General features: G+C 41.9%; 5 protein-coding genes. 4 read left to right on the top strand and 1 reads right to left on the bottom strand.

All coding sequences use genetic code 11. The annotated features are described in order from the left end of the window. Nucleotides 1-322 precede the first annotated feature (322 nt). The 3 genes from IM479_RS14235 (at nt 323) to IM479_RS14245 (ending at nt 6,362) form a co-directional block, all read left to right on the top strand. Nucleotides 323-1,870: a mercuric reductase gene (locus tag IM479_RS14235; protein WP_287687707.1), complete on the top strand. Its 1,548-nt coding sequence runs from the start codon at nt 323-325 to the stop codon at nt 1,868-1,870. 930 nt (nt 1,871-2,800) lie between these two features. Beyond that, nucleotides 2,801-4,135: an AAA-like domain-containing protein gene (locus tag IM479_RS14240; protein ID WP_287687709.1), complete on the top strand. Its 1,335-nt coding sequence runs from the start codon at nt 2,801-2,803 to the stop codon at nt 4,133-4,135. Between the two features lie 394 nt (nt 4,136-4,529). Beyond that, nucleotides 4,530-6,362, top strand: coding sequence for a carotenoid oxygenase family protein (locus tag IM479_RS14245; RefSeq protein ID WP_287687710.1), 1,833 nt, complete (start codon nt 4,530-4,532; stop codon nt 6,360-6,362). Nucleotides 6,363-6,386: 24 nt separating this feature from the next. Here the strand turns inward: IM479_RS14245 and IM479_RS14250 are convergent, their stop codons facing one another. Then, nucleotides 6,387-7,463 (bottom strand): RNA-guided endonuclease InsQ/TnpB family protein, encoded by a 1,077-nt coding sequence (locus IM479_RS14250; protein WP_287078308.1) that lies wholly within the window; start codon nt 7,461-7,463, stop codon nt 6,387-6,389. Between the two features lie 262 nt (nt 7,464-7,725). Between IM479_RS14250 and IM479_RS14255 the strand changes: the two genes are divergently transcribed. Further along, on the top strand, nt 7,726-13,881 hold the full coding sequence (locus IM479_RS14255) for an AAA family ATPase (RefSeq protein WP_287687711.1): 6,156 nt from the start codon (nt 7,726-7,728) through the stop codon (nt 13,879-13,881). Nucleotides 13,882-14,016 lie beyond the last annotated feature (135 nt).

The raw sequence follows: 14,016 nt of genomic DNA on the forward strand, positions 1-14,016 counted from the left end.
AAGGCCGAATTTGAAGTCTTTTCTGAACGAAACCCCCTACTATCTGTGGTCAAGGTTCAGTTTTTAGCTTGGTTATCGCTTTTTCCATTTTAGCTTAAAGCCGTCCTCAAAGGACGGGGTTTTAACCCAAATTTTCGATAAACCTCTTGCATAATTAATTTTTCAGGGTTCAAAAACGGCAAAAATAAGAATTAAATTGCATAAAATCTGTAAATAGACCATTTAAATGATTATTATTCATTCTTAATTCTCCTGACTACTGACGACCGGCTACTGACTCCTAACCCTAACAACAATTTTTGATTGTTACAAGAGGTCTAATATGTTTGAAAATAGCTCTAGGGAAGTTAATGTTCTCCCCATGGACGAACATAATCAAAAATTAGTTAATTATGTTCATCCTGCCGATTGGGTCAATCCACAACCCCAAGATTGTTATGATTTAGTCGTCATTGGTGCGGGTACTGCGGGTTTAGTCGTAGCGGCTGGGGCTGCGGGTTTAGATATAGGTTTAAAAGTGGCTTTAGTGGAAAAACACCTCATGGGGGGAGATTGCCTCAATTTCGGTTGTGTTCCTTCTAAATGTCTGATTCGTTCCTCTAGAATTATCGGGGAAATTGAGCAAGCCAAAAAATTAGGAATTAATATTGGGGATACTAGGGTAGATTTTGCCAGAGTCATGACCAGAATGCGGCAAATTCGCGCCGATATTAGCCATAATGATTCGGTGCAACGTTTCCAAAAACTAGGTATCGATGTCTTCTTGGGTAGCGCTCGTTTTTTAGGACAAAATGCTGTGGAAGTGACGGGAAAAACCCTCGATTATAAAAAAGCCGTCATTGCCACTGGTGCTAGGGCTTTTCATCCCCATATCCCCGGACTAAAAGAGGCGGGATTTTATACCAATGAAACAATTTTTTCCCTAACAGAATTACCTCCTCGATTAGCTGTTATCGGTGGCGGGCCGATTGGTTGTGAATTAGCTCAAGCTTTTCAACGGTTAGGCGCGCAGGTGATTTTATTTCATAATCATTCCCATCTTTTGAATAAAGAAGACCAAGAAGCATCCGAAATTATTGAGAATACTTTGCTGCGGGAAGGAATGCAATTAATTCTCTCCTGCCAAATTGAACGGGTGACAAAAAATGAGCGGGGTAAAACCATTGAATATACTAGCAACGGTCAAGGAGCAACTATCACCGTCGATGAGATTTTAGTCGGTGCAGGCCGGGAGCCTAATGTGTCAGGATTAAATTTAGAAGCGGTGGCCGTGGAATACGATACTCGTCGGGGAGTCAAAGTTAATGATTATCTGCAAACTACTAACCCGAAAATTTATGCAGCCGGTGATATCTGTCTGGATTGGAAATTTACCCATGCTGCCGATGCAGCCGCCCGTATTGTGATTAAAAATACTCTCTTTTCTCCCTTCGGTTTCGGACGCAATAAGCTCAGTAATTTAGTTATGCCTTGGGTCACTTATACCGACCCAGAAATCGCCCATGTGGGCATGGATGAAACCCAAGCACAAGCCCGGGGATTGGCCACTAATACTATTAAAATTCCTTTGAGTATAGTCGATCGAGCTATCGCTGATGGGGAAACAGCAGGTTTTTTAAAAATTATTCACAAACAAGGTTCCGACCAAATTTTAGGAGCCACTATCGTCGCCTCCCACGCCGGTGAGATGATTTCCCAAATTACCACCGCTATGGTTGCTAAAATCGGACTGAGTAAACTCTCTAGTGTTATTCATCCCTATCCCACCCAAGCGGAAGCGATTAAAAAAGCCGCCGATGCCTATCGTCGAACTCTCTTGACTCCTAATAGTAAAAAACTCTTGGAATTGTTGACTAAATTATCGCCTTAAAATCAGTTATCAGTTATCAGTTATCAGTTATCAGTTATCAGTTAAGCTAAGACGCATTTAAAGCGCTTATTCTTAAGATTAGCCGAATCTCCCCCAATCCCTTTACTGTTGCCTCTTGCTTCTTGCCTCGTCTGGCCCAAGCAATTTAAATTACGAACAGCTTATCAGAGTTGCGTTTTCTTTTCACTGATTACTGGTTACTGGTTACTGATAACTGAAAATACTCCCCAACTCCCACTCTCCAATAACTAGGGTTTGCGGCAAAAAGTTTGTTGGTGGGGGTAGGGTGTGGGGTGTGGGGTGTAGGGTTTTACCGATTTTCAGGTGGTCAATTACCTAATTTTCAGGGAAAAAGTACCTGAATTTTCCCCCCAATCACTCCAATCGCTGGCACTTTTTGATTGACAAAAAGTCTAAAAGTCTTATCGAACAATGTTTTTAGATTTATTCAGCAAACCCTAACTACTGGCAGCCAGAAATACGTTGGTTTCATATCATACTTTGTGCTTTTTGTCAAAAAAACTTTTTCTTTGCAATAAAACTACACAAAAAAAAGATCATCGTTGTGGGTGAAATTGACTAATTTACCCGTCTTAATCAGGATTACCTTCTAGGTGTGGCAAGGGTTTCCACCATTGCTGCCCAAAAAAGCACAAAATAACCCATTATGAAATTCTATCAAATCGCTGTAACCATTGCAACATCGTTGTTAAATAAAAATATTTCTCAATTAATTGTTAAGAATTTATAAATATTGCGGAATATTAATTTAAATATTCTCAAGCTTGTGGAGTCGATAGATAATTTTTGCTTATCTTTGACAAAAAATAGAACTCCTGCAAAATCCAACATCTACCATTGGGTTAGGATTCAGTATTCAGGAGATTTATTTTTATTTATTCTTCCCAATTCCCCAATTCCCCAATTCTTATGAGAGATTCCCTATCGAGCCATCTAAGAGTACAACAACATTGCCTCAATCAAGTTAAATTAGCCGTGAAAAAGCAGGGCTTTAGCAGTCAACGATCCTTAGCTAAAGAAGCTGAATTTAGTCTGGCTATTGTCAGCAACTTCCTGACCGGGAAACCAGTAGAACAAGCCACTTTTGCCCAAATTTGTCGTCGATTATGCCTCGACTGGCAAGAAATCGCCGCCCTGAATTTTCAGCTAACAGCACCTCCTCAAGACAAAATTCTGGTTAATTCTCCATCCAAGAGCGAAAAATTGGACACATTACCCCCCTATCCCAATGGGGCAGTTCCCCTTGGTTCCCCATTTTATTTAGAACGTCTTCCCCTGGAAGAACAGATAAAGCAGGAAATCAAGAAACCGGGGGCTTTAGTGCGGATAAAAGCCCCGAAAGAAATGGGCAAAACTTCCCTACTTTTGAGAATGCTCGATTTTGCCAAACAGCAAGGCTACCGCACGGTGAGTTTGAACTTAGAACAGGTAGACCAAGCGATTTTAGGTGATTTAAACCAATTTTTGCGCTGGTTGTGTGCCAATGCTGCCCGTCAACTACAGTTAAAACCACAATTAGATGAGTATTGGGGTGAGGATTTAGGCAGCAAGATTAGCTGTACGGTTTACATTCAAGACTATCTCCTGGAATCGATTACCGCCCCCATTGTCCTCGCCCTCGATGAACTCAATCAGATTTTTGAACATCCCCAAGTGGCCAAGGATTTTTTACCGCTGCTGCGTTCTTGGTACGAAGAAGCCAAAACCCTACCTATCTGGCAAAAACTCCGTCTTATCGTCGTCCATTCCACAGAAATTTACGTCCCCCTGCAACTCAATCAATCCCCCTTTAACGTGGGATTCCCCGCACAGCTAAGTCATTTTAGTCTTGAGGAGGTATTGCAATTAGCCCAACGTTATCAACTCACCTGGGAAAATCAGGAAAAAGTCAAACAATTGATGGAGCTAGTAGGAGGACACCCAGCTTTGGTACAAACCGCCCTCTACTATCTCAGTCGGGAGGAAATAACTATGACGCAAATACTAACCAGTGCCACCTCCGTCACGGGGATTTATGCCCATCACCTGCGACGCCATTGGGCGGTATTAGAACAACAGCCTGAACTAGCGAAAGCCCTCGATAGAGTGATGAGCGCGGTGGAACCCGTACAATTAGACCCAATTCTCGCTTACAAACTCAGCAGTATGGGACTACTCAAACAATCAGGAGATAAATTAGTACCTGGCTATGAATTGTATCGACGCTATTTTTTAGAGGTGAAATCCTCTATCAGTTATCAGTAAAAAGTAAACAGTTATCAGTGAACTGATAAGTAGTTCTCATAATAGTGAGGTGCAAATTCTCTGGTTTTGGGGAACGCCGAAACTGAGGAACGGTCAACATTAGTCGGTCGTCTGGGGATGATGCCAAATCCAGTCATACTTCATCTTGATGAGAAACGCTGTAACTCGCATCTGATAACTGATAAGTAGGGAGGCACAATTATTTTTAGGATGGGTTAGCGCACTTCGTAACATGATCGGACGTTGGGTTTCATGCTTCAACCCAACCTACGTTCATCTTATATTTAATTCCACCCACCCACTTAACTGATAACTGATAACTCACATCTGATAACTGATAACTCACATCTGATAACTGATAACTCACATCTGATAACTGATAAGGGAGAATCCTATGAATATGTCAATCAAAGATACTGTCCAAAATACTGTCAACATTAGTAACTTTAGTCGCTCGCAACTCGGTCAACCGGATGAGAACAATTTATATAAAGCGGTCGCCACAATTACCGAGGGACATTGGCCGGAGAATCTTTCGGGATACGTTTTTATCGTCTGTCCTTTTCATAGAAAAAATGACCGTCATTTGTTCTCTGGCGAAGGTGTAATTATTAAATGGGACTTGCAGGGGAAAAATAATCAAGTTAACGTTTACAGTAAAAAACTGAAAACTTGGGATAGTTTTTGGCGAAAAATTTTACCGATATTTAATATTATTAAAGCCAATTTTCCCGCCGTGATCAGCATTTTGGGTTCTTCGGAAATAGCGAATACTGCTATGGTTAAACTAGAAAAAGTTGCCGAAGAGCAACAACTAGAAGAAACCCGATTAATTCTCACTGCCGATGCGGGACGTTACTGGGAAGTTGACCCCGTTTCCCTGGATACTATCACCCCGATTGGTTATTTTGACCAACATCTTGTTTCCGTGCCTTTGTCTTTTTTCCCCGTCCTAGAAAATACCGCTCATCCCTTCTACGACAAAAAAACCCAAGAATTTATCACCTGTGAATTAAAGCTAAAACTTGTATCGGGAGGTATGTTAAAAGATTTAGATAACTCGGTGTATATTGTTCTTTGGGATCAACAAAAACAACTTAAACCTTGGAAACTACAGGGAACTATCCTTGATGGTAGCCCCCATTCGGTTATCGTCACCGAAGATTATATCATGATTCCCGATATGCCTTTTCAGATGGGAGTAGCCAAACTATTAGGTATCAGAATCAAGCCAGAAGAAACCTATCCGAAAACTCAAATTTATCTGGTTAAACGTCAAGACCTTAAGGAAGAAGAAACCACCGTTCCCTCGCAATTAATTACCTTCAATGGCGACAGTTATCACTTCCTTTGTAATTACCATAGTATCAACGGTCAAATTCAGCTTGTGGCCATCCAAAATGCCACTATTAGTTTAACCGAAGCGATCGAAAAAGACGATATCCAACATTTTACCGGTCAGGGTTATCCCCCCGAATACCACGGCATTCCCTGGATGTTTTCCTTTGACCCCGGAGTGCTGCGCAAAGTGGTTATCGAAGATGCCAGGGTGATGAGCGAACAAGCTTTCATCCATCCGGGGTGGTTCTCTACCACTCTCTACACCGCCGACCCACGGGAATTGGAACAGGGATACAGCGCCATTTATCAGGTTTATTCTGGTTACGTGCGCGAATTAATCTGTCGTCGTCAGTATATGGATTTTCGCGACCAAAGTAATCGCATCCTCAGCGATGCCGAACTTCCCAGTCATGACTTGCCCTCGGTATTAGCCAAGGTTCCCCTCGATAAGGATTGGAATCAGTTAACTGAACAGATTAGACAAGAAAAAAATGCCAGTGATACTCATGTATCACATTTAGGTCGGGAACTACTGGATTTTTATGTTTGTCCCGATGGCTATATTTTAGATAGCATTCAGTTTATTCCCCAAGAACAGGGCTATCTATTTACGACGGTTTTAACCCCGACCAGAGTATTAGAAGCTTGGTTATTTAACCCTGACAATCTCAAGGACGGACCGATTGCTAAACTGAGTTTGCCGGAAGATGTTCACTTTGGTTTTACCTTGCATTCCGAGTATTTCGAGCAAGTGCTGCCTTCTCCCCGTCCTTCCGTCTCACAGGTAAATCGAGTTCTTTCGGCCTTGCGGAGTCTTGTCTTGGTTCCCGTAGAATTTTTCTTGGGGAGACCCGCAGCCATTTACAATCGCCAAGCAAAAAATTGACACTCCCGCGCCTGGCGGGGATTCTTAAGAGACGTAAATCCTTAAAGGGTTAGCCAAAAACCCGCTAGACACTCGCTCAAAATTGAGTCTGTGCTTACTTTTAACCAAAATATTGGCACTACCATTAATATCGGCTGAAACAAGATGTCTGTTCTTTGTTTGATACAATCCCCGCTTAACCCTTCTACCAGAAAAATTCTGTTTGATGGGGTTATCGGCATTGTAAATAGGAATCTCATCTTGACCGTAAAAACTAGCTTTAGACGAATAAGACTCCTCTTGTTCACAATACTCAATTCCGTATCGAGAACACAAAGCTTTGAGCTTTTGTCTAAGTTGCCAAAAAGGTATCTGAACAAAGTTTTGATTGTTGGAACGTCCAATATTAATCTCTTGTTTAATACTTGGATTATACCCAACTACCAACTTGCCTATTTGATGGTTCAAGCAATGGTTAATTATTATTCGAGCGGATTTATTCAAATAATCTCGAATAGAATCATTACGCCATTGATTAAGCTGTGCTTGTTGATTAGTCAACTCTTTAATGCCTTGCTTATCTTTGGCAGATTGAAGTTCAGCATTACGCTTGTTGTACCACTGATTAATGCTTTTAAGTCTTTTTCCATCAATCAAAAATTGATGCCCCTCAGTGTCAAAACAAGCTGCCAAGTTATCAACCCCCAAGTCAATAGCTATTGCTTTTTCGGAGTCCACAGATGTTTCTATTGCTTCATCCTCATAAATGTACTCGATTTCAAACCATCGAGCCGAGTATTTGGGATGTATTCGTACCTCCTTAATATTCTTGTCTTTCAGTCTTTCTGGGAGTTGGATTTTAACTTCGCCATATTCTTTTTTAAACTCTCTAGACATGGGAATTGCCAACATTCCATCTTTGAGTTTAATTCGAGGAATAATCAAAGGGAAATATCCCTCTTTAGACAAGTATTGGGGCAGTTGTGGTCTTTGGTCACATCTCCCTATACTAATTGCCTTAAGCAGTCCCAAGAAAGACCGCATACTTCTATCTACTACCTTCATCGTTTGCTGAGCAATATCGGTATTCAAAAGCCGATAGTTTTCATTAGATTTGCAAATATGGTAGTTAGATTCTTAGGTCAAACGTTTTCTTTCAGCAAAGAAATATTGCCGACATTAGTACAACGCCACATTAAAAAGATTCTTACTCAAACGACACAAAGCAGTCAGGGCATTAAATTCCTGCTGATTAAGTTGTCTAAGTTGGTTCTTTTGAGTGGCGTACATAGTTAAGATTGTTTCGCTGTATCTCTAGCATATAGCGAAACATCTTAAATGCCAAGCCGTCCTAAAAGGACGGGGTTTCAAACCCAATTTTTCGATGATTCTTCTCAACGGATACGACATTCTTGCCCAAATCTACGAAAGTGTTAACTCAGAAGTCTATCGGGCCATTCGCACCGCCGATAATCAACCCGTTATCCTCAAAATCCTCAAGCAAGAATATCCCACCGCCCAAGAACTAACCCACTACAAACAGGAGTATAAAACCATCTGCGGCCTGAACTTCGAGGGGGCGATTAAAGCTTATGGTTTAGAAACCTACCGTAGAACTCCCGTGATTATTTTGGAAGATTTCGGGGGCATATCCTTAAAAAAATGGCTAGAGGGCAAAACCCTGGCCTTAAGGGACTTTTTAAGCCTTGCACCCCGAATAGTGGCTAATTTAGAGAAAATTCACAACGTCAAGGTTATTCACAAAGATATTAATCCGGCCAATATAGTTCTTAACCCCGAAACCGGACAAATTAAAATCATCGATTTTGGCATTGCCAGCGTCCTGCGGCGGGAAAATCCGGGGCTAAAAAATCCCAACGTCCTGGAGGGGACTTTAGCCTATATTTCTCCCGAACAAACCGGACGGATGAATCGCAGTCTCGATTACCGCACGGATTTTTATTCCTTGGGCGTTAGCTTCTACGAACTGCTCACCGGACAATTACCTTTTCCAGCTAAAGATGCTTTGGAATTAGTTCACTGTCATCTGGCTAAACAACCTTTGGAGATTAATAGTCTCGTCAGGGAGAAAATTCCCCCGGTGGTGGAGGCAATCATCAGGAAACTGATGGCTAAAACCCCCGAGGAACGATACCAAAGTGCCTATGGTATTGGGGCAGATTTAGAAGAATGTTTAAGACAACTAGAAAAAACGGGTAAAATTGAGGATTTTGTCATCGCTAGGCAAGATCTAGCCAATCAGTTCCAAATTCCTCAGAAACTCTACGGCAGGGAGGCAGCAATCGCCACTCTCCTCGCTGCTTTTCAACGGGTAGCCACGGCGGATAAAAACTCCTCTCACACCGAACTGATGCTAGTTACGGGTTATTCTGGTATAGGTAAAACCACCTTGGTTGGGGAAATTTATCAGCCAATTACTGAAAAACGCGGCTTTTTTATCTCTGGTAAATTTGACCAGTTTCAGCGCAACACTCCCTACGCTGCCGTGGTTAGCGCTTTGACTCATCTGGTCAAGCAACTTTTGGGGGAAAGTCAACCACAACTGGAACTATGGCGACAAAAACTCCTAAAGTCTTTGGGGACGAATGCACGGGTTATTATTGATGTGATTCCTGAACTAGAATTAATTATCGGTCCGCAACCAGTGGTGTTACAATTAGGAGCGATCGCTACTCAAAATCGCTTTAATTTAGTCTTTAAAAATTTTATTCGCGTCTTTTGTTCCCCAGAACATCCCTTAGTCATCTTTCTCGATGATTTGCAATGGGCAGACTTGGCTAGTCTTCAGTTGATAGAATTAATTATGCTCGATGGCGATATCGACTATTTATTTTTAATTGGCTCCTATCGCAGTAATGAAATTAATTCCACCCATCCCCTAACCGCTACTCTCGATAAATTAGAGCAGGGGGGCATAATTATCAATCAAGTTATTTTAAAACCTCTGGGACTTGAACAGGTCAATCAGTTAATTGCCGAGACATTAAATCATTCACCAGAATATGTGCAATCTTTGGCCGCTTTAGTCTGGCAAAAAACCCACGGTAATCCTTTTTTTGTCAATGAATTTCTCAAAACTATCTACCGGGAAAATTTGCTATTTTTCCAACCCGGGCAGGAAACAACCACTAAAATCGACAATAATAGGGGCTATTGGCAATGGCATCTCGGCCAAATTCAAAGGATTGGCAGTACCGATAATCTGATTCAATTTATGATGAGCAAAATGCAGAAATTGCCCCCCGAAACCCAGGAGGTTTTAAGTTTAGCGGCCTGCCTTGGAGCAGAGTTTAATTTATATAGTCTGGCAATAATCTCTGAAAAATCACCTTCAGAACTTTTACCAATTTTAAATTATAGTAGCGAAGCTGGTTTGATTATTCCCCTCTCAGAATTAGATGAACAATTACTGATTCAAGAATATAAATTTGCTCATGATCGCATTCAACAAGGAGCTTACGCTCTCATCAAAGACAGCAAAAAATCTTTAATTCATCTAAAAATTGGTCGCCTACTTTGGCGGAATACTGCTGCCAATGAATTATCGGAAAAGATTTTTAAAATAGTCGATCATCTCAATCTTGGTTATCAACTAATTAGCGAGAAAAAAGAACGAGAGTTAGTGGCTAACTTGAATTTACTAGCAGCCCAAAAAGCCAAAGCTGCCAATGCCCAAATCGAAGCCTTAAAATATATTAAAATTGCTCAAAAACTTCTTAAAAAATCAAGTTGGAAAAATAACTATCAACTGACTTTAAATGTTTATTCTGAAGCCACGGAAATTGCCTATTTAACTGGGAATTTTGAGCCGATGCAGTGCTGGTCTAATCTCGTATTAAAACAGGCAAAAACAACCCTAGATAAAATAAAAGTTTATGAAGTCATTATCGAAGCTTATCACAGCCAAAATCAAGAACTAAAAGCGGTACAAATTGGTTTATCCGTCCTAAAAAGCTTCGATTTCGAGATTTCTGAATCCTTACAATCATCATATATCCACGAAGAACTTACTAAAACTCGGCAAAAATTAGCGGGTAAAAATATTGAGGATTTAAGTAATTTACCGCCGATAAATGAGGAAGAAAAATTAGCAATAATGAAGATGGCGACTGCCATATTTCCTCCTGTTTTTATTGCCGCCCCTCATCTCTTACCCATCCTAGTATCAAAACAGGTTAACTTATCAATTGAATACGGCAATAGTTATCTAGCGGCTTTTACTTATGTCAATTATGGCTTAATTCTTTGTGGTATTTTAGAAGATTGGGAAACGGGTTATCAATTTGGAAAACTGGCTTTAAACATCGCCGATAAATTTCATGCCAAAGCCCTGATGCCGAAAATAATTGCCGTCTTTTCCGCCACTATTAGTATCTGGAAAGAACCGATTAAAAATTCCCTGTCTTTGTTAAAATCTTCCTATCAAACTGGTTTAGAAATTGGGGATCTCTACTACGGAACAACCTGCGCCTATCTTTACTGTTTTCATTCTGCCTTTATCGGACAGGAATTAACAGAATTAGCCCAGGAAATAGCTAATTATGATCTGGCTTTTGTTAAGCTTAAACAAGAAAATACTCGCAACTATCTAAAAATCTACGGACAAACAGTTTTAAATCTACTGGGGCGCTCGCAAAATCTCAGTCGTTTAGAAGGACAATACTATCAAGAAACTCTTATGTTACCGTATCATCTAGAGGCTAATGATCTCTACGGACTCTGTGCTTTATTTGTTAATAAATTATACCTTTGTTATTTATTTGGACAGTACGAACAAGCCATTGAAAACGCTAAACAAGCCCAAAAATATCTGGGGGGAGCCACCGCCACTTTCTTGATTTCTCTGCATAATTTCTATGATTCCCTCGCCCATTTAGCTATTTATAGTCATCTGGACAATGACCAACAAAAGCAAATATTAGAACGGGTGACGAATAATCAGAAAAAGCAACAGGAATTGGCCAATCAAGCACCCTCTAACTATCTCCATAAATTTTATTTAGTGCAAGCGGAAAAAGACCGGGTGCAGCAATCCTATCTAGAAGCCATAGAAAACTACGAACTAGCCATCGCTAAAGCCAAGGAAAATGAATACATTAATGAAGAAGCACTAGCTAACGAACTAGCGGCGAAATTCTATCTAGATTGGGGTAAAGTAAAAATTGCCAAAACCTACATCAATGAAGCTTATTATCTCTATTCTCTTTGGGGAGCAACAGCTAAAGTCAAAGAGATAGAAAGCCGTTATTCTCAGTTAATGGTCAATAATTATGGTTCCAATTCCCTGAGCGAAACTAGGAAAACTACCACCAGAAAAAATTCAGTTAGTCATGCGGGAGAACTGTTAGATTTAGCCACGATTATGAAAGCCTCCCAAGCCATTTCTAGCGAGATAGTTTTAGATAAATTACTCGCCACCCTGATGAAAATTCTCATCGAAAATGCCGGGGCGCAGCTGGGTTATCTTATCCTAGAAAGTGGCGGACAACTATTGATCGAAGCCTCCGGTTCGGTGCAGGAAGATGGGGTGACAATCTTTAAATCTAATGCCATCGAAGAACATCTTCCCGTCTCGATTATTAACTATGTAGCCCGGAGCGGTCAAACCGTTCTCAATGACGATGCTGCCCATGAGGGCAATTTTAGCAATGATTCCTATATTAAAACCCATCAAACCAAATCCCTGCTCTGCACACCCCTCCTCGACCAAGGACAACTGCGGGGAATTCTCTATCTAGAAAATAATCTCACCGTTGGGGCTTTTACCCAAGAAAGATTGGAAGTGCTGCAACTGCTCTCCAGCCAAGCGGCGATCGCAATTACTAACGCCAAACTCTACGCCGAAATCAAAGCCAAACAGAGACAACTAGCGCAATTTTTAGAAGCGATGCCGGTGGGGGTATTTGTCCTTGATGCCGACAGTCAACCCTATTATGCCAATCAAACCGCCCAAGAGATTTTAGGAAAAGAGATAGTTAATATCACCACGGCTAATCAGTTGGGGGAAACCTATCAGTTATATCAAGCTGGAACCGATCGATTGTATCCCACAGAATACCATCCGATTGTCCGAGCTTTAAGGGGCGAAAAAAACACGATGGATGATCTAGAAATTCACCAAGGAGAGAAGATTATTCCCCTAGAAGTGTATGCCACGCCCGTTTTTGACGAAAAAGGAGAGATTATCTATGCGATCGCCGCTTTTACCGATATTACCGAACGAAAACAGGCGGAAGCGGAACGGATTCGCTTTACCGAAGAATTAGCCGAGTATAGCCGCACCCTAGAACAGAAAGTGCAGGAGCGCACCCTAGAACTCAGCCAAACCCTAGAAATTCTCAAGGCCACCCAAGCAGAATTACTGTTTGAAAATGAACTGCTCAGAAGTAGCGAAGAATCTAGCACCTTTGACTACCAAGTGGGGGGCAGTTTACCCATGGATGCCCCCACCTACGTGGTCCGCGCCGCCGACCGTTATCTCTATAAAGCCCTCAAACGCGGCGATTTTTGCTATGTCCTCAATCCCCGTCAAATGGGCAAGTCTAGTTTAATGGTACGCATGATCGATCACCTCCAACACGAGGGCATCTGTTGCGCTCCCATTGATTTAACCCGTATCGGCAGTGAAAATGTCACTCCCGACCAATGGTACAAGGGGATAGCCTTCGAGTTAGGGCGACGTTTTGGCCTGCTCAAAAGGGTCAATCTCAAAGCTTGGTGGCAAGAACGGGAAGATGTCTCGGCAGTACAGCGCTTGGGCGAATTTATCGAAGAAGTGTTATTGCTGGAAGTGGGGATAGTGGACGGTTCTCCCCCGAAACCGATCGCGATTTTTATCGATGAAATTGATAGCGTTTTGGGCTTAAATTTCGCGGTTAATGACTTTTTTGCCCTGATTCGTTCCTGCTATAACCAGCGTGGTTTTAACCCGCTCTATCGGCGTTTGACCTTCGCTTTCTTCGGTGTTGTCACCCCCTCCGATTTAATTACCGACCACCAAATCACTCCTTTTAATATTGGTCATTCGATTCAATTGGAGGGTTTTAAGGAACACGAAGCCCAGCCTTTACTGCGCGGATTGGCCGAGAAAGTTAGTAACCCGCAAACTGTCTTAAAAGAAGTCTTTGCTTGGACAAACGGTCAACCTTTTCTGACCCAAAAACTCTGTCAGTTAATTCGCACCGCTGCCGCACCGATTCCCCCCAATGGTGAGGCCCCCTGGATTGAGGACTTGGTACAGAAGAAGATTATTGACAATTGGGAAGCTCAGGATGAACCGGAACATCTGCGGACTATTCGCGATCGGCTTCTCAACAGTCATCGCTCCCAGTTGCTCCTGAGACTCTATGAACGGATTTTAAGGGAAAAAGAGGTGATTGCCGAGGATAGCCCTCCAGAGAAAGAGTTACTTTTATCGGGGTTAGTGATCAAAGACGAAGGCCGGCTGCGGGTCCATAATCCCATCTATCAAGCAATCTTTCACCTCCATTGGCTGGCCCTGGCAAAATCAACCTATTGACATCCTCACCGCCGTAAACGGACGGTGATTCCCAAACCTCACGATTTAGGTTTCTGCTTCTTTCCCTTGCGGGGTTCCGCACCTGCCTTAACAGAGTAAATCTGTTCTGGTCTTATGGTCGCTCTACAGACTGAC

This window comes from Microcystis sp. M165S2, assembly GCF_020245885.1.
In the GTDB taxonomy this organism is placed as follows: Bacteria; Cyanobacteriota; Cyanobacteriia; order Cyanobacteriales; family Microcystaceae; genus Microcystis.